Origin of the sequence: Streptomyces sp. NPDC006193, from assembly GCF_040613915.1 — a bacterium.
Lineage (GTDB): Bacteria > Actinomycetota > Actinomycetes > Streptomycetales > Streptomycetaceae > Streptomyces.
In genome coordinates this window covers 308,509-324,340 of sequence record NZ_JBEXTB010000004.1, presented here as the reverse complement: position 1 = coordinate 324,340, position 15,832 = coordinate 308,509, and the positions used below count along the sequence as shown (strand labels likewise).

16 protein-coding genes and 1 pseudogene are annotated in these 15,832 nt (G+C 73.6%); 11 read left to right on the top strand and 6 right to left on the bottom strand.

Annotation, left to right across the window (positions count from 1 at the left end):
* The 9 genes and pseudogenes from ABZ261_RS06875 to ABZ261_RS06835 all read left to right on the top strand — a co-directional run bounded on the left by ABZ261_RS06875 (nucleotide 1) and on the right by ABZ261_RS06835 (nucleotide 7,955).
* Nucleotides 1-1,005 carry an adenosine deaminase gene (locus ABZ261_RS06875; protein ID WP_356856059.1) on the top strand — a complete coding sequence of 335 codons (1,005 nt, stop codon included), beginning with the start codon at nucleotides 1-3 and terminating at the stop codon, nucleotides 1,003-1,005.
* A 391-nt stretch (nucleotides 1,006-1,396) separates the two neighbouring features.
* Nucleotides 1,397-2,686, top strand: a complete 1,290-nt coding sequence (locus ABZ261_RS06870; protein ID WP_356856057.1) for a glucarate dehydratase family protein — start codon at nucleotides 1,397-1,399, stop codon at nucleotides 2,684-2,686.
* 117 nt (nucleotides 2,687-2,803) lie between these two features.
* Entirely contained in the window at nucleotides 2,804-3,904 is a 1,101-nt protein-coding gene (locus ABZ261_RS06865) for a PfkB family carbohydrate kinase (protein ID WP_356856160.1), read from the top strand.
* A 121-nt stretch (nucleotides 3,905-4,025) separates the two neighbouring features.
* Nucleotides 4,026-5,105 carry a PhoH family protein gene (locus tag ABZ261_RS06860; protein WP_356856056.1) on the top strand — a complete coding sequence of 360 codons (1,080 nt, stop codon included), beginning with the start codon at nucleotides 4,026-4,028 and terminating at the stop codon, nucleotides 5,103-5,105.
* A 12-nt stretch (nucleotides 5,106-5,117) separates the two neighbouring features.
* On the top strand, nucleotides 5,118-5,615 hold the full coding sequence (gene ybeY, locus ABZ261_RS06855; protein ID WP_356856054.1) for an rRNA maturation RNase YbeY: 498 nt from the start codon (nucleotides 5,118-5,120) through the stop codon (nucleotides 5,613-5,615).
* Nucleotides 5,616-5,623: 8 nt separating this feature from the next.
* The gene (locus ABZ261_RS06850; protein WP_356856052.1) at nucleotides 5,624-6,925 is read left to right on the top strand and encodes a hemolysin family protein; all 1,302 of its coding nucleotides are present in this window, start codon (nucleotides 5,624-5,626) and stop codon (nucleotides 6,923-6,925) included.
* Complete coding sequence (locus ABZ261_RS06845) at nucleotides 6,922-7,281, top strand: MmcQ/YjbR family DNA-binding protein (RefSeq protein WP_356856050.1); 360 nt, start codon at nucleotides 6,922-6,924, stop codon at nucleotides 7,279-7,281. Before ABZ261_RS06850 ends, ABZ261_RS06845 begins: the two co-directional genes overlap by 4 nt.
* 194 nt (nucleotides 7,282-7,475) lie before the next feature.
* A pseudogene (locus ABZ261_RS06840) lies at nucleotides 7,476-7,573 on the top strand (XRE family transcriptional regulator); the annotation flags it as partial.
* 28 nt (nucleotides 7,574-7,601) lie between these two features.
* Nucleotides 7,602-7,955, top strand: coding sequence for a cytidine deaminase (locus ABZ261_RS06835; RefSeq protein WP_356856048.1), 354 nt, complete (start codon nucleotides 7,602-7,604; stop codon nucleotides 7,953-7,955).
* 121 nt (nucleotides 7,956-8,076) lie between these two features.
* On the opposite strand, the gene ABZ261_RS06830 is transcribed toward ABZ261_RS06835, so the two are convergent.
* The gene (locus ABZ261_RS06830) at nucleotides 8,077-8,415 is read right to left on the bottom strand and encodes a P-II family nitrogen regulator (RefSeq protein ID WP_356856046.1); all 339 of its coding nucleotides are present in this window, start codon (nucleotides 8,413-8,415) and stop codon (nucleotides 8,077-8,079) included.
* Nucleotides 8,412-9,740 carry an ammonium transporter gene (locus ABZ261_RS06825; RefSeq protein WP_356856044.1) on the bottom strand — a complete coding sequence of 443 codons (1,329 nt, stop codon included), beginning with the start codon at nucleotides 9,738-9,740 and terminating at the stop codon, nucleotides 8,412-8,414. Before ABZ261_RS06825 ends, ABZ261_RS06830 begins: the two co-directional genes overlap by 4 nt.
* 186 nt (nucleotides 9,741-9,926) lie before the next feature.
* Here ABZ261_RS06825 and era point away from each other — a divergent pair, with 186 nt between their 5' ends.
* The gene (gene era / locus ABZ261_RS06820) at nucleotides 9,927-10,880 is read left to right on the top strand and encodes a GTPase Era (protein ID WP_356856042.1); all 954 of its coding nucleotides are present in this window, start codon (nucleotides 9,927-9,929) and stop codon (nucleotides 10,878-10,880) included.
* Nucleotides 10,881-10,915: 35 nt separating this feature from the next.
* On the opposite strand, the gene ABZ261_RS06815 is transcribed toward era, so the two are convergent.
* A complete protein-coding gene (locus ABZ261_RS06815; protein WP_356856040.1) occupies nucleotides 10,916-11,767 on the bottom strand; it encodes a helix-turn-helix transcriptional regulator in 852 nt (283 codons plus the stop codon).
* Between the two features lie 122 nt (nucleotides 11,768-11,889).
* Here ABZ261_RS06815 and ABZ261_RS06810 point away from each other — a divergent pair, with 122 nt between their 5' ends.
* Nucleotides 11,890-12,735, top strand: a complete 846-nt coding sequence (locus tag ABZ261_RS06810; RefSeq protein ID WP_356856038.1) for an NAD(P)-dependent oxidoreductase — start codon at nucleotides 11,890-11,892, stop codon at nucleotides 12,733-12,735.
* 26 nt (nucleotides 12,736-12,761) lie between these two features.
* Here ABZ261_RS06810 and ABZ261_RS06805 read toward each other — a convergent pair whose 3' ends face one another.
* The 3 genes from ABZ261_RS06805 to ABZ261_RS06795 form a co-directional block, all read right to left on the bottom strand.
* Nucleotides 12,762-14,075, bottom strand: a complete 1,314-nt coding sequence (locus ABZ261_RS06805) for a GH1 family beta-glucosidase (protein WP_356856036.1) — start codon at nucleotides 14,073-14,075, stop codon at nucleotides 12,762-12,764.
* Between the two features lie 87 nt (nucleotides 14,076-14,162).
* On the bottom strand, nucleotides 14,163-14,429 hold the full coding sequence (locus tag ABZ261_RS06800) for a protealysin inhibitor emfourin (RefSeq protein WP_356856034.1): 267 nt from the start codon (nucleotides 14,427-14,429) through the stop codon (nucleotides 14,163-14,165).
* A gap of 21 nt (nucleotides 14,430-14,450) precedes the next feature.
* A complete protein-coding gene (locus ABZ261_RS06795; RefSeq protein ID WP_356856032.1) occupies nucleotides 14,451-15,518 on the bottom strand; it encodes a M4 family metallopeptidase in 1,068 nt (355 codons plus the stop codon).
* Between the last annotated feature and the right edge of the window lie 314 nt (nucleotides 15,519-15,832).

Sequence of the window (15,832 nt, the reverse complement as noted above, 5' to 3'; positions counted from 1 at the left end):
ATGCCCCTCCCCACAGCAGAACTGCACCTTCACATCGAAGGAACGCTGGAGCCCGAGCTGGCGTTCGAGCTGGCCGCGCGCAACGGCGTCGAACTGCCCTACGCCGACACGGACGCCCTCCGCCGCGCCTACCGGTTCGAGGACCTCCAGTCCTTCCTCGACCTGTACTACGAGCTGATGGCCGTCCTGCGCACCGAGCAGGACTTCGCCGACCTGGCGGACGCCTACCTCGCCCGCGCCGCCGCGCAGGGCGTGCGGCACGCCGAGATCTTCTTCGACCCGCAGGCGCATCTCGCCCGGGGCGTGGCCATGGGCACGGTCGTCGAGGGGCTGTGGCGGGCGCTCGGCGACAGCGTGGAGCGGTACGGGATCTCCACGAAGCTGATCATGTGCTTCCTGCGGGACGAGTCCGCCGAGTCGGCGCTGGCCACCCTGGAGGCGGCGAAGCCCCATCTGCACCGGATCACCGGGGTCGGCCTGGACTCCGCCGAGGCCGGGCATCCGCCGGCGAAGTTCCGGGAGGTGTACGAGGCCGCCGCGGCGCTCGGGCTGCGCCGTGTCGCGCACGCCGGCGAGGAGGGACCGCCGGAGTACATCACCGAGGCGCTGGACGTCCTCGGGGTGGAGCGCGTCGACCACGGCCTGCGCTGCATGGAGGACCCGGCGCTGGTCGAGCGGCTGGTCCGGGACCGGGTGCCGCTCACCGTGTGCCCGCTGTCCAACGTCCGGCTGCGTGCCGTCGGCGCCCTGGCCGAGCACCCGCTGCCGGCCATGCTCGACGCCGGCCTGCTGTGCACGGTGAACTCCGACGACCCGGCGTACTTCGGCGGGTACGTGGGCGACAACTTCGCGGCGGTGCGCTCGGAGCTGGGCCTGGGCGAGGACCGGCTGCGGGAACTGGCCCGGAACTCCTTCCTCGCCTCCTTCCTGGAGGACGACGAGGAGCGCAGGGCGCGCTGCCTCGCCGAGGTCGACGCGTACGAGTTCGGCGACGAGGCGCCGTAGGCGGGCGCCGGACAGGGCCGGTGGCCGGGAACCGCGGCCGGCGTGATCCGGTCACGCCGGTGTCCGGGGATGGCGGGGGAGAGCGCGAGCCTCTAGCCTCTGTTCCGGTATGTGGACGGCATTCACGCTTGAGTCGGTCACGTGGGCGGCGATCCGGCTCGGCGGAACGCGGCCCGGCGGCCGCGGGAGGGGCTCCAACGCCCACCGCCGGACCCGGGTCCCGCCGGTCGCCTGCCGCCGCGGCCCGCACGCGTCTCCTTCCGCCGCAGGGCGGCCGTCCCCTCCCGCCCCTCCCGCCCCTTCCGCCGCGAGGCCGCCGCCCCGCACCCGCCGGCCCCGCCGGTCCGAAGGTTCCGCCCTGCCGCCGCACCCGACCTCGTGGGAGCCCCCTGTGCGCCGTGACCTGACCATCGCCGAGGTACGGCTGACGCCGATCCTGGTCGCCGACCCGCCGCTGCTCAACACCCAGGGCGTCCACCAGCCGTACACCCCCCGGCTGATCGTCGAGGTGGTGACCGCCGACGGCGTCACCGGGCTCGGCGAGACCTACGGCGACACGCGGTACCTGGAGCCGGCCCGGTCGCTGGCCGGACGGCTCACCGGACGGTCGGTCACGCACGTGAACGGGCTGTTCGGGCTGGACCTCCCCGTGGACGCCTCCCGCGTCGAGGGACGGCCGGACGCCGGCGGCCTGCGCGGGGTGCAGAGCGCCGGCAAGGTGCGGCTGTCCGTGCTCTCCGCCTTCGAGGTGGCCTGTCTCGACGCCCAGGGCAGGGCGCTCGGGCTGCCCGTGCACGCCCTGCTCGGCGGCAAGGTCCGCGACACGGTCGAGTACAGCGCCTACCTCTTCTACAAATGGGCCGGGCACCCGGCGGGCGTCCCGGCCGAACCCGACGCGTGGGGCGCCGCCCTCGACCCGGCCGGAGTGGTGGAGCAGGCACGCGTCCTCGCCGAGCGCCACGGCTTCGGCTCGTTCAAGCTGAAGGGCGGCGTCTTCCCGCCCGACCGGGAGATCGCCGCCGTCCGCGCGCTCGCCGACGCCTTCCCCGGACGCCCCCTGCGGCTCGACCCCAACGGAGCCTGGTCGGTCGCCACCTCGCTGAAGGCGGCGGAGGAACTGGCCGACGTCCTGGAGTACCTGGAGGACCCGACGCTCGGCACGCCCGGCATGGCCGAGGTGGCCGCCGGCACGACGGTCCCCCTCGCGACCAACATGTGCGTGACGTCCTTCGGCGAGATCGAGGAGGCGTTCACGCGCCGCGCCGTCCAGGTCGTCCTCTCCGACCACCACTACTGGGGCGGGCTGCGCAACACCCAGCACCTCGCCGCGGTGTGCGCCGCCTTCGGGGTCGAGGTGTCCATGCACTCCAACACGCACCTCGGGATCAGCCTGGCCGCGATGACCCAGGTGGCGGCCACGCTCCCCGGCCTGCGCCACGCGTGCGACACCCACTACCCCTGGCAGGCGGAGGACGTGCTCACCGAACGGCTCGTCCTCGAAGGCGGCCGGGTCGCGGTGTCCGACGCGCCCGGCCTCGGCGTGGAGCTGGACCGGGACGAGCTGGCCAGGCTGCACCGGCGGTGGGCCGAGGACGACGGCGCGCTGCGCGACCGCGACGACGCGGCCGCGATGCGGGTGGCCGAGCCGGGCCGGCGGGCGCCGGTGATGCCCCGCTGGTGACCGGCGCCGCACGGCGTGCCGGTGCGGCGGCCTGGTGCACACTGGCCAGAACCGCACCACCTCAGGGAGCGCACCGTGACCCCGTTGCACACCGTCACCGGAGAGGAACCGGAACACCTGACGCAGGCGGCGCGCCGCGACGCCCGGATCGACCCGCTCGCCGCGCTGCGCGCCCCCGGCGACCCGCCGTGGGACGTCTACCTCACCGGGACGGTCTTCCTGGACATCGTCTTCACCGGCCTGGACTCGGCGCCCGTCCGCGGCACCGAGTCCTGGGCCCGGGGCATGGGCTCCAGCCCCGGCGGGGTCGCCAACATGGCCACCGCCCTGGCCCGGCTCGGCCTGAGGACCTCCCTCGCCGCGGCCTTCGGCGACGACCACTACGGCGAGTACTGCTGGGACGCCCTGGCGCAGGGCGAGGGCATCGACCTGTCCGCCTCGCGCACCGTGCCCGGCTGGCACTCGCCGGTGACCGTCTCCATGGCCTACGAGGGCGAGCGGACGATGGTCTCCCACGGGCACGAGCCGCCGCAGGAGGAGACGGCGCCGGACTGCCCGCCCCGCGCGCGTGCGGCCGTCGCCTCCCTGACGCCCGGCGCCCGCTCGCCCTGGATCGCCCAGGCCGCCGGCGAGGGCACCCGCGTCTTCGCCGACGTCGGCTGGGACGAGACGGGCGCGTGGGACCTGGCCGGCCTTGCCGACCTGGAGCACTGCGAGGCGTTCCTGCCCAACGCGGAGGAGGCGATGCGGTACACGGGGGCGGACTGCCCGCGGGCCGCCGCGCGTGCGCTGACCGCGCATGTGCCGGTGGCGGTGGTGACCCTGGGGGCGGAGGGGGCGTACGCGGTGGACCGGCGCACCGGCGAGACGGCGGAGGTCCCGGCGATCGCCGTGGAGGCGCTGGATCCGACGGGCGCCGGGGACGTGTTCGTCGCCGGGTTCGTGACGGGGACCCTGGCCGGGTGGCCGCTGGCGGACCGGCTGGCCTTCGCGGGGCTCACCGCGGCGCTGTCGGTGCAGGAGTTCGGCGGGTCGCTGTCGGCGCCGGGGTGGTCGGAGATCGGGGCGTGGTGGCGGCGCGTCCAGTCGGTCGAGGGGCAGGATCCGGCGGCGCTGCGGCGGTACGCCTTCCTGGAGGACCTGGTCCCCGCGGAACTGGACCGCCCCTGGCCGCTGCGGCGCGCGGTTCCCACCATCGGCTTCCGCCGCTCCCTGTGACAGGCCGCGGTGGGAAAAGCCCTTCGGCGTTGTCGGTCCCCCGTCGTACTCTTGGTAGCGCGAGGCCGCTCCAGCAGCGCGGCCGTGACGAGGAGGAAGCGCAGGCCTTAAGCGCCGGCCCATGACAGAGACACCCACAGCTCACACACCCGCGCAGGAGCAGGCGAGAGCGCAGTTCACCGTCCCCGCGCAGCACCCCATGGTGACGGTGCTGGGCTCCGGCGACGCTCTCCTCCGCGTGATCGAGAGGGCCTTCCCGGCGGCCGACATCCACGTCCGGGGCAATGAGATCAGCGCGGTGGGCGACCCGGTGGACGTCGCCCTGATCTCCCGCGTGTTCGACGAGATGATGCTGGTGCTCCGCACCGGGCAGCCGATGACGGAGGACGCAGTGGAACGCTCGATCGCCATGCTCAAGGCGAGCGAGAACGGGACGAGCGACGGCCCGGAGACCCCGGCCCAGGTGCTCACGCAGAACATCCTGTCCTCGCGCGGGCGCACGATCCGCCCGAAGACCCTCAACCAGAAGCGGTACGTCGACGCGATCGACCAGCACACGGTCGTCTTCGGCATCGGCCCCGCGGGCACCGGCAAGACCTATCTGGCCATGGCCAAGGCCGTGCAGGCCCTGCAGTCCAAGCAGGTGAACCGGATCATCCTGACCCGGCCGGCCGTGGAGGCGGGCGAGCGGCTCGGATTCCTGCCCGGCACGCTCTACGAGAAGATCGACCCGTATCTGCGCCCGCTGTACGACGCGCTGCACGACATGCTCGACCCGGACTCGATCCCGCGGCTGATGGCCGCCGGGACCATCGAGGTCGCGCCGCTGGCGTACATGCGCGGCCGTACGCTCAACGACGCCTTCATCATCCTGGACGAGGCCCAGAACACGAGCCCCGAGCAGATGAAGATGTTCCTCACCCGCCTCGGTTTCGACTCGAAGATCGTGATCACGGGCGACGTGACGCAGGTCGACCTGCCCGACGGGCAGAAGTCGGGTCTGCGGCAGGTGCAGGAGATCCTCGAAGGGGTCGAGGACGTCCACTTCTCCCGGCTGTCGTCCCAGGACGTGGTCCGGCACAAGCTGGTGGGCCGTATCGTCGACGCGTACGAGAAGTACGACAGCAAGTACGGCACCGCGAACGGCGCCCCCAAGGGCGGCCGTGGCACGTCCGGCGCCAAGCGCACCAAGGGGAAGTAGACCAGCACGCCCATGTCGATCGACGTCAACAACGAGTCCGGCACCGAGGTAGACGAGCAGGCGATCCTCGACATCGCCCGCTACGCGCTCGCGCGGATGCGCATCCACCCGCTCTCCGAGCTCTCGGTGATCGTCGTGGACGCCGACGCCATGGAGCAGCTGCACATGCAGTGGATGGACCTGCCGGGTCCGACCGATGTCATGTCCTTCCCGATGGACGAGCTGCGGCCGCCGTCGAAGGACGACGACGAGCCGCCGCAGGGGCTGCTCGGCGACATCGTGCTGTGCCCGGAGGTCGCCGCCAAGCAGGGCGCGGAGGCGCCGACGCAGCACTCCATGGACGAGGAGCTGCAGCTGCTCACCGTCCACGGCGTGCTGCACCTGCTGGGCTACGACCACGAGGAGCCGGACGAGAAGGCGGAGATGTTCGGCCTGCAGGCCGCCATCGTGGACGGGTGGCGGGCCGAGCGCGGCCTGACCGGGCCGTCCCCGGCGCCGACCGTCTCGTAAGCGCCTCGATGAGTCCGCAGATCGTGGTCGGCGCGATCGCGCTGGTCGTCGTCGCCTGGCTCGCCGCCTGCGCGGAGGCGGGCATGGCGCGGGTCTCCAGCTTCCGCGCCGAGGAGGCCGTGAAGTCCGGTCGCCGGGGCAGCGCCAGGCTCGCCCAGATCGCCGCCGACCCCACCCGCTACCTCAACCTGGCCCTGCTGGTCCGCGTCGCCTGCGAGATGGCCGCCGCGGCCCTGGTGACGTACGCCTGCCTGCAGGAGTTCTCCGCCACCTGGCAGGCGCTGCTCGTCGCGATCGGCGTGATGGTGCTCGTGTCGTACGTCGCCGTCGGCGTCTCCCCGCGCACCATCGGCCGCCAGCACCCCGTCAACACGGCGACCGCGGCGGCGTACGTGCTGCTGCCGCTCGCCCGGGTCATGGGGCCGATCCCGTCGCTGCTGATCCTCATCGGCAACGCGCTGACGCCCGGCAAGGGCTTCCGGCGCGGTCCCTTCGCCTCCGAGGCGGAGCTGCGCGCCCTGGTCGACCTCGCGGAGAAGGAGTCGCTCATCGAGGACGACGAGCGGCGGATGGTGCACTCGGTCTTCGAGCTGGGCGACACCCTCGTGCGCGAGGTGATGGTGCCGCGCACCGACCTGGTGGTGATCGAGCGCTACAAGACCATCCGGCAGGCCCTCACCCTCGCCCTGCGTTCGGGGTTCTCCCGGATTCCGGTCACCGGCGAGAGCGAGGACGACATCGTCGGGATCGTGTACCTGAAGGACCTGGTCCGCAGGACGCACATCAGCCGGGACGCCGAGGGCGACCTGGTGTCCACGGCCATGCGGCCGGCCGTCTTCGTGCCGGACACCAAGAACGCCGGGGACCTGCTGCGCGAGATGCAGAAGGAACGCAACCACGTCGCCGTCGTCATCGACGAGTACGGCGGCACCGCCGGCATCGTCACCATCGAGGACATCCTCGAGGAGATCGTCGGTGAGATCACCGACGAGTACGACCGGGAGCTGCCGCCGGTGGAGGACCTCGGCGACGACCGGTTCCGGGTCACGGCCCGCCTGGACATCACCGACCTCGGCGAGCTGTACGGCCTGGAGGAGTACGACGACGAGGACGTGGAGACCGTCGGCGGGCTGCTCGCCAAGGCGCTCGGCCGGGTGCCCATCGCCGGGGCGTCCGCCGCGGTCGACCTGCCCGACGGGCGCCGGCTCCAGCTGACGGCGGAGGCCGCGGCCGGACGCCGGAACAAGATCGTCACGGTGCTGGTGGAGCCGGTCCCCGTGGCCGTCGCCGGCGAGGAGAGGCCCGAGTGACCCCGCGGGAGCTGCGCGCCTTCTGCCTGTCGTTCGAGGCGGCGGTGGAGGACTTCCCCTTCGGTCCGCAGATCTCGGTCTTCAAGGTGCTGGGGCGGATGTTCGCGCTGACGGACCTCGACGCGCGGCCCCTGACGGTCAACCTCAAGTGCGACCCGGAGGACGCGGTCCGGCTCCGCGGCGAGCACCAGGGGCTGATCGTCCCCGGCTACCACATGAACAAGCGGCACTGGAACACGGTGACGGCCGACGGCGCTCTGCCCGACCGGCTCGTGAAGGAGCTGGTCGAGGACTCCTACGACCTCGTCGTCGCCGGTCTGCCGAGGGCGCAGCGCCTGCGCCTCGACCGGCCCTGATCGGCCCGCCGCCCGCCGCCCGCCGCCCGCCGCACGGCGGCGGTGGACGGCGGCGGTGGACGGCGCGCAGGTCGCCGGAGGTGGTGGGTGGTGGCCAGGACGCCGAGCAGCGGGACGCCGACCGTGAGACCCACCCACGGCGGCCGCGGCGGGCCACACCGGCCAGGTGCGCGCGTTCAGCAGGACCAGGGGCGCTGCACACGCCGCTGGCGAGGCGGACACCGCGGCGAAGCCGGAGTGGCCGGCCTCGCCGGAGGGGCGGCGGGGCGCGATGTACCCCGTGGCGGGGTGAGCCGGACCGGGCTTCGTATGCTCTGGACATGACCGAGAGCAGCGCGCTTGACCCCGAGGACCGCAAGATCGTCACCCTCGCCCGTTCGGCGCGGGCCCGCAACGGCGTGCCCGAGGGGGCGGCGGTACGGGACGAGACCGGCCGCACGTACGCCGCCGGGTCCGTGGAGCTCGCCTCGCTGAAGCTGAGCGCGTTGCGCACTGCGGTGGCGATGGCCGTGGCCTCGGGCGCCCGGTCCCTGGAGGCGGCCGCGGTGGTGAGCGAGGCGGAGGCCCTGCCGGCCGAGGACCTGGCCGCCGTCGCCGACCTCGGGGGCGCGGGGACGCCGGTGCTGCTCGCCGGGACCGACGGGGCCGTCCGGCTCACCGTCTCCGCCGGCTGACGCACCGCGGGACCGCGCCTCCCGGACCCGCGTGCTCCGGCGCGCCCGCCCGTTCCGCCCGCCCGTTCCGCCCGCCCGTTCCCGCCGCGCGCGCCGACCGGGGCGGGGGACCGTCCGCCGGTCAGAGCGCGTCGGGTCCGCGCTCGCCGGTCCGCACGCGGACGACCGTCTCGACGGGGACGGCCCACACCTTCCCGTCCCCGATCCTGCCGGTGTGCGCGGCCCCGACGATCGCGTCGATCACGCCGTCGGCGTCCGCGTCCTCCACGACGACCTCGATGCGGACCTTCGGCACCAGGTCGACCCGGTACTCGGCTCCCCGGTACACCTCGGTGTGGCCGCGCTGGCGGCCGTAGCCGCTCGCCTCGGTCACGGTCAGGCCGTGCACCCCCCGCTCCTGCAGGGCGGTCTTCACCTCGTCCAGACGGTGGGGCTTGACGATCGCGGTGATGAGCTTCATGCCGGGGGCGTGACCTTCTGGGCGGGGGCGGGGGCGGGGGCGGGGGCGGGGACGGACGAGGCGACCGGGGCGCCGTGGCCCAGGACGCCGTGATCGTATGCCGTCTCGGCGTGCACCGTAAGGTCCAGGCCGGTGATCTCCTGCTCCTCGCCGGCCCGGAAGCCCAGCGCCTTGTCGATCAGCTTGCCGAGGCCGTACGTCACCGCGAAGGCGTACCCCGCCACGACGACCACGGCCAGCAGCTGCCGGCCCAGCAGCGCGGGCCCGCCGCCGTGCAGCAGCCCCTGCGGGCCGCCGGTCATCGCCCTGTCGGCGAACAGCCCGATGAGCAGGGTGCCGACGACGCCGCCGACCAGGTGGACGCCGACGACGTCGAGGGAGTCGTCGTAGTTCAGCTTGAACTTCCAGCTCACCGCGTACGAGCACACGACCCCGGCGGCGAGGCCCACGACCAGCGCGCCGAGCAGGGAGACCACGCCGCAGGACGGGGTGATCGCGACCAGGCCCGCCACCGCGCCGGAAGCGGCGCCCAGGGTGGTGGGGTGACCGTCGCGCCGCTGCTCGACGAAGAGCCAGCCGAGCAGGCCGGTGCAGCCGGCGGCGAGGGTGTTGAGGAACGCGGCGGCGGCGAGGCCGTTCGCGCCGAGCGCGGAGCCCGCGTTGAAGCCGAACCAGCCGAACCAGAGCAGACCGGCGCCGAGCACCACCATCGGCAGGTTGTGCGGGCGCATGGCCTCCTTCCGGAAGCCCAGCCGCGGCCCGAGGACCAGGCACAGGGCGAATCCGGAGGCGCCGGAGGTGATCTCGACGGGCAGGCCGCCGGCGAAGTCGAGCGCGCCGAGCCGGTCGAGGATCCAGCCGCCCGGGCCCCACACCCAGTGGGTGACCGGAACGTATACGAGCAGCGTCCACACCGGTACGAACACCAACCACGCCGAGAAATCGGTCCGGTCGGCGACCGCGCCGCTGATCAGCGCGGCCGTGATGACGGCGAAGGTGAGCTGGAAGGCGGCGAAGAGGAGGGACGGCACCGTGCCGTGGACGCTGTCGGGGCCGAGGCCGCGCATGCCGGCGTGCCGCAGGCCGCCGATGAGACCGCCGCCGGCGTCGTCCCCGAAGGCCAGGGAGTAGCCGGCCGCCAGCCACACCACTGTGACCAGGGCGATCGACACGAAGCTCATCATCAGCATGTTGAGGACGCTCTTCGTGCGGACCATCCCGCCGTAGAACAGGGCCAGGCCCGGGGTCATCAGCAGGACGAGGGCGGTCGCGGCGAGCAGCCAGGCGGTGTCGCCGGTGTTCGCGTGGGGTGCGGCGAGGGTCACGGGCGCCTCCAACGGTGTGCGGGCTCGTCAGAGGGTCACCGGTGTGCGTTTCGGGTCGCCTACGGGTGTGTTTCGACGGCGTTTCGTTGCGCGCGGGTTTCCGGAAGCTCACGGTCCGGGGCGGTGCCGGCGGCTGGTGCGGCGGCTGGTACGGCGGGGCTCCGCGGATCAGGGAGAATGGGCGGCATGAGTGTTCGTACCCAGTCATCCGAGCAGCCGGCGAAGACCGTCCACCGCGCCGGCTTCGCCTGCTTCGTGGGCCGGCCCAACGCGGGCAAGTCCACCCTCACGAACGCTCTGGTCGGGCAGAAGGTGGCGATCACCTCCAACCGCCCCCAGACGACCCGGCACACCGTGCGGGGCATCGTGCACCGCCCGGACGCCCAGCTGATCCTGGTGGACACCCCCGGCCTGCACAAGCCGCGCACGCTGCTCGGCGAGCGGCTCAACGACGTGGTCCGCACCACCTGGGCCGAGGTCGACGTGATCGGCTTCTGCCTGCCCGCCGACCAGAAGATCGGTCCCGGTGACCGCTTCATCGCCAAGGAGCTGGCGGGGATCAGGAAGACCCCGAAGATCGCGGTCGTCACCAAGACCGACCTGGTCGAGCCCAAGGCCCTCGCCGAGCAGCTGATCGCCGTCGACCAGCTCGGCAAGGAGCTGGGCATCGAGTGGGCGGAGATCGTCCCGGTGTCGGCGGTCGGGTCCAAGCAGGTCGACCTGCTGGCCGACCTGCTCATCCCCCTGCTGCCCGAGGGCCCCGCCCTGTACCCGGAGGGCGACCTCACGGACGAGCCGGAGCAGGTCATGGTGGCCGAGCTGATCCGGGAGGCCGCGCTGGAGGGCGTCCGCGACGAGCTGCCGCACTCCATCGCGGTGGTCGTGGAGGAGATGCTCCCGCGCGAGGACCGCCCCGCCGACCGCCCGCTGCTGGACATCCACGCCAACGTCTACATCGAGCGCCCCAGCCAGAAGGGCATCATCATCGGCCCCAAGGGCAAGCGCCTGAAGGAGGTCGGCATCAAGTCCCGCAAGCAGATCGAGGCGCTGCTCGGCACCCCGGTCTTCCTGGACCTGCACGTCAAGGTCGCCAAGGACTGGCAGCGGGACCCGAAGCAGCTGCGGAAGCTGGGGTTCTAGGAGCCCGGCCCCGGGTGGCGGTGCGGCCCGACCGGTCAGCCGGCGGTGTGGGGGGCCATGTCCTGCAGGCCCACCACCCGCAGCAGCTGGAGCTTCTCGTGCGCGTCCGTGCCGGGGCGGGCCGTGTGGAGGACGAGGTGGTGGTGGCTGCCGTGACACAGCAGGACCTCGCAGTCCAGTTCCAGCAGGCCCACCACCGGGTGCAGGAAGCGTTTTCCGGACAGGCGGCGCAGGGACACCTCGTGCGTGTCCCACAGCCGGGCGAACTCCTCGCTGGCTGAACGGAGTTCGGTCGCCAGGGCCGCCGGCTGCGGGTCGTCGGGCCGGGCCGCCGCCACCGCGCGGAGGTTGGCCACGTGGTCGCGGGCGTGGGCCGGCCAGTCCTCGGGCGGGAAGAGGGCGCGTGCCGTGGGGTCCAGGAAGAACCGGCGCGTCAGGTTCCGCTCGCGCGGTGGGCGCGCGGACGCGTCCCCGACCAGGGCCTTGGCGAGCGCGTTCTGCGCCAGCACCTCGCCGCAGTCCGTGACCACCTGCGCCGGCGAGTCGTACAGCCGGTCCAGGACCAGCAGCAGTCCCGGCCGCACGTGCGCCGAGGGCGTGTCCCGGCGCGGCGGCTCCTCGCCCACCAGGTGGAACAGGTGGTCGCGTTCGTCCTCGCTCAGCCGCAGCGCCCGCGCCAGCGCCGTGAGCATCTGGCGCGACGGGCGCGGGCCGCGGCCCTGTTCCAGCCGCGTGTAGTAGTCCACGGACATCCCGGCCAGCGAGGCCACCTCCTCCCGGCGCAGTCCGGGGGTGCGGCGGCGGGCGCCGGGGGCGAGGCCCACGTCGGAGGGGCCCAGGCGGGCCCGGCCGCGGCGCAGGAAGTCGGCGAGCTCGGGTCGGTTCACCCTTCCAGCCTGCGCCGTCCCGGCGGGCTTATCCAGGGACCGCCGGTCCCCCGATCGGAAGGTCTCTCCCGCCGCCGCGGCGGGCGGCGGAGGCTGGAGCTCCCGACGAGAGGAGCACCGCCATGCTGACCCTGATCACCGGAGCCACCGGACAGGTGGGGCGCGGGTTCGTCCCCCGCCTGCTCGCCCAGGCCCGCCCGGACGAACGGGTCCGGGTGGTCGTCCGCGACGAGACCCGTGCCGCCGGCCTCGCCGACCTCGGCGCCGAGGTCGTCGTCGGCGACCTGCGCGACACCGGCGTCCTCGGCAAGGCGCTCACCGGAGTGGACGCCGTCGTCAACATCGCGGCCTCCTTCCGGGGCGTTCCGGACGAGGAGGTGTGGGCGGTCAACCGGGACGCGGCGCTGGAGCTGGGCCGGGCGGCCGTCGCCTCCGGGGTGCGGCGGTTCGTGCAGGCGAGCACCATCCTGGTGTACGGCACCGGGCGCGGACGGCCGCTCGTGGAGGACGACCCCACCGTGCCGGGCGGTCCGATGTGGATGACGTACCCGGAGTCCAAGCGGGAGGCCGAGCTCGGACTGCTGGCGCTGGACGGGCTGGACCTGCGGGTGGGCCGCCTCGCGTTCGTCTACGGCGACGGCGACCCGCACCTGCCCGGCATCACCCGCTGGACCGCGACCCAGCCGGCCGGCAAGCGGCACCACCTGGTGCACGTCGCCGACGCCGCCCAGGGCCTGATGCGCCTGCTGTACGCCCCGGGCGCCGACGGCCGGGTCTACAACATCGCCGACGACGCCCCCGTCACCACGCTGGAGATCCACCGGCTGCTCGGCGCGGAGCCGCCGGCGGACGGCCCCGACCCGGACCCCTGGTACGGGATCGCCTCCACCGACCGCATCCGCCGCGAACTCGGCTACCGGCCGCTGTTCCCGACCCTGTGGAGCGCCCGCGACGCCGGAGCCCTCTGAGCCGCCGCCCCCGGACGCGGGGCGGGTCAGCGCCGGGCCCGCAGCTGGTTCCGGAACCAGTGGTAGGAGGACTTGGGCGTGCGCTCCAGCGTGTCGCGGTCGACGTGCACGAGCCCGAACCGGCGGGCGTAGCCCTCCGCCCACTCGAAGTTGTCCAGCAGGGACCACACGAAGTAGCCGCGCACGTCCACCCCCGCCTCCAGCGCGTCGTGCAGGGCCCGCACATGGGCGTCCAGGTAGGCGATGCGCTCCTGGTCGTCGATCCCCTCGCAGGAGCAGCCGTTCTCGGTGACGACGACGGGCGGGAGGCGGTCGCCGTACCGCTCGTGGAATCCCGTCAGCAGGTCCGTCAGCCCCTCGGGCACGACCGGCCAGCCGGAGTCGGTCACCGGCCGCCCCTCGATCTCCCGCAGCCGGAAGGGCAGTCCGTCCGGCAGGGGCGGCCCGCCGGACGGGGCGCCACCGCTTCCGGGAGCCCCCACCCGGGCCGGCGCGTAGTAGTTGACGCCGTACCAGTCGACGGGCTCGGCGACGGCCTCCAGATCGGCCTGCGCGTCGGCGGGCATCAGCTCGACCATCGGGTCCGGGTACCGCCCGAGGAGGACCGGCTCGGCGAACAGCCGGTTGAGCAGGACGTCGTAGAACCCGGCCGCCTCGACGTCGGCCGGGTCGCCGGAGGCGGGCCGGACCGGGCTGTGGGAGTTGGCGATGCCGATGTCCGCCGCCCCGGCCGCGCGCAGGGCCCGTACGGCGAGGCCGTGCGCGAGGAGCTGGTGGTGGGCGACGGGGAGGGCGTCGAACAGCAGCCGCTCGCCGGGGGCGTGCACGCCGATCGCGTGCCCGAGCAGGGTGTGCTCCGCGGGTTCGTTGAGGGTGATCCAGGTGGTGACGCGGTCCCCGAGCCGGGCGGCGACGACGGCCGCGTGGTCCGCGAACCGGGCGGCCGTGTCCCGCTGAAGCCAGTCCAGCGAGGCGGGCAGGTCCCAGTGGAAGAGGGTGGGGACGGGCCGTACCCCGGCCGCGCACAGCTCGTCCACCAGACGGTCGTAGAAGTCCAGGCCGCCGGGGGAGTTGACCCGGGGCCAGGAGACGGAGAAGCGGTACGCGTCCACGCCGAGGCCGGCGAGGAGGGCCACGTCCTCGCGGTACCGGTGGTAGTGGTCGCAGGCCACCGCCGCCGTCGAGCCGTCCTTCACCCGCCCGGGCCGGGCCGTGAACACGTCCCACACGGACGCCTCGCGCTCCTCGGCCGCCCCCTCGATCTGGTGGGCGGAGGTCGCGACGCCCCACAGGAAGCCGTCCGGGAATCGGGGGAGCGCGCGGTCCGCCTCGGTCGCCATGCCCGGATCGTCCTGCGCCGGGCGGCCCCCGTCAACGCCCGCGTCCACGCACCCCGACGGGGCGCGGCGGGCCTGCGGGGTGCGCCGCTAGGCGCCCTCCTTCAGCACCCGGGACACCAGCTGCCGTTCCTCGTCCGTGAGCCGGGGGTCGGCCGCGTACACCGTGCGGCCGTCCACCGTGATCTCGTAGCGGAAGCCGTCCGGAACGCCCGCCGGCGGGGCGGCCCGGCCGGACGCGAGGACGCGTTCGGCCAGAGTCCGCAGCTCCCCGGCGTCGGGCCGGTCCGAGGTGTCGATCTCGGCCCGGCGTTCGATGCCCGCGAAGCCGCCCGTGCGCCGTACTCGAATACGCATGGGTCCGTGTCTAGTACGGATTCACCGCGCCCGCACCCCTACCCGCTCCCACGCCTTCTGCACGGCCCGCAGTTCGTCCCCGGCGCCGTACCGCTCGCGCGTCGCCCTCGCCGTCAGCGCGGCGAAGTCGGCGAAGCGGGCGTCCTCCTTCAGGTCACCGCCGGTGAGCACGTCGTACCAGATCTGCCCGGCCGTCTCCCAGGCGTATCCGCCGAGGGCGGTGGCGGCCAGGTAGAAGGCGTGGTTGGGGATGCCGGAGTTGATGTGCACACCGCCGTTGTCGCGGCCGGTGCGGACGTAGTCCTCCATCGTCGCCGGCTGCGGGTCCTTGCCGAGGACGTCGTCGTCGTACGCCGTGCCCGGCGCCTTCATCGAGCGCAGGGCGGTCCCCTCGACGCGCGGGGCGAGGAGGCCCGCCCCGATCAGCCAGTCGGCCTCCGCGGCGGTCTGCCCGAGGGTGTACTGCTTGATCAGCGAGCCGAAGACGTCGGAGAGGGACTCGTTCAGCGCGCCCGACTGGCCGTAGTACTCCAGGTTCGCGGTGTGCTGGGTGACGCCGTGGGTCAGCTCGTGCCCGATGACGTCGACCGGGATGGTGAAGTCGAGGAAGATCTCGCCGTCGCCGTCGCCGAACACCATCTGCTCGCCGTTCCAGAAGGCGTTGTCGTAGTCCTCGCCGAAGTGCACGGTCGCGTCGAGCGGGAGTCCGGCGCCGTCGATGGAGCGGCGGCCGTACGCCTTCAGGTACAGCTCGAAGGTGGCGCCGAGGCCCGCGTAGGCGCGGTTGACGGACGCGTCGGAGCCCGGGTCGGAGCCTTCCTCGCGGACCTTGGCGCCGGGCAGGTCCTGGGTGTGCCGCGCGTCGTAGACGGTGCGGCGCGGCCGGTCGGCGGGGCCGGCGGGCGGGGCGGCGGCGGGCGCGCCGATGACCGTGGTCAGGCGGCGCCTGGTGCGCTGGTAGGCGTCGTGCTCCAGGGAGCGGCGGGCGGGTCCGGAGAGCGCGGGGTCCTCGTTGCGGGCGAGCCTGTCGAGGACGTGCGGCGGCACGATCGTGCAGAAGACGGGCTGGGAGCCCCCGTTGGTCGTCATGACCGCACCATCGCACTGGGTGACGCCCCTGTCACCACCTGCCACCATGATTGGTGAAATACCGGGACACCGGCGGCGACGCTGGGTGACGCCGTGGTAGGGAAGAGTGTCGCCGACGACGGGAAGGTGTGGTACTTCGCACTTTTTCATCCCTTTTGTTCCGTCGGTCCCGCATACTGGGACGGACCCGCGCGCCCGGAGCGGCTCGGCTAGGCTGCGGAGCACCATGCGTTCCTGGCTGCTTCTCCTTAGCTGCCGCGGCGAGGGCCTGTAGTCGAGGCCGACCCCCTCCCCGCGGAGCTCGGCGTCGCGTC

What these genes read in the sequence shown, in the direction of transcription:
- ABZ261_RS06805 (WP_356856036.1), bottom strand. Translation starts at nt 14,075, where the DNA reads ATGGCGACCGAGGCGGACCGCGCGCTCCCCCGATTCCCGGACGGCTTC.
- ABZ261_RS06795 (WP_356856032.1), bottom strand. Translation starts at nt 15,518, where the DNA reads ATGACGACCAACGGGGGCTCCCAGCCCGTCTTCTGCACGATCGTGCCG.
- ABZ261_RS06830 (WP_356856046.1), bottom strand. Translation starts at nt 8,415, where the DNA reads ATGAAGCTCATCACCGCGATCGTCAAGCCCCACCGTCTGGACGAGGTG.
- ABZ261_RS06860 (WP_356856056.1), top strand. Translation starts at nt 4,026, where the DNA reads ATGACAGAGACACCCACAGCTCACACACCCGCGCAGGAGCAGGCGAGA.
- ybeY (WP_356856054.1), top strand. Translation starts at nt 5,118, where the DNA reads ATGTCGATCGACGTCAACAACGAGTCCGGCACCGAGGTAGACGAGCAG.
- ABZ261_RS06875 (WP_356856059.1), top strand. Translation starts at nt 1, where the DNA reads ATGCCCCTCCCCACAGCAGAACTGCACCTTCACATCGAAGGAACGCTG.
- ABZ261_RS06810 (WP_356856038.1), top strand. Translation starts at nt 11,890, where the DNA reads ATGCTGACCCTGATCACCGGAGCCACCGGACAGGTGGGGCGCGGGTTC.
- ABZ261_RS06850 (WP_356856052.1), top strand. Translation starts at nt 5,624, where the DNA reads ATGAGTCCGCAGATCGTGGTCGGCGCGATCGCGCTGGTCGTCGTCGCC.
- era (WP_356856042.1), top strand. Translation starts at nt 9,927, where the DNA reads ATGAGTGTTCGTACCCAGTCATCCGAGCAGCCGGCGAAGACCGTCCAC.
- ABZ261_RS06835 (WP_356856048.1), top strand. Translation starts at nt 7,602, where the DNA reads ATGACCGAGAGCAGCGCGCTTGACCCCGAGGACCGCAAGATCGTCACC.
- ABZ261_RS06800 (WP_356856034.1), bottom strand. Translation starts at nt 14,429, where the DNA reads ATGCGTATTCGAGTACGGCGCACGGGCGGCTTCGCGGGCATCGAACGC.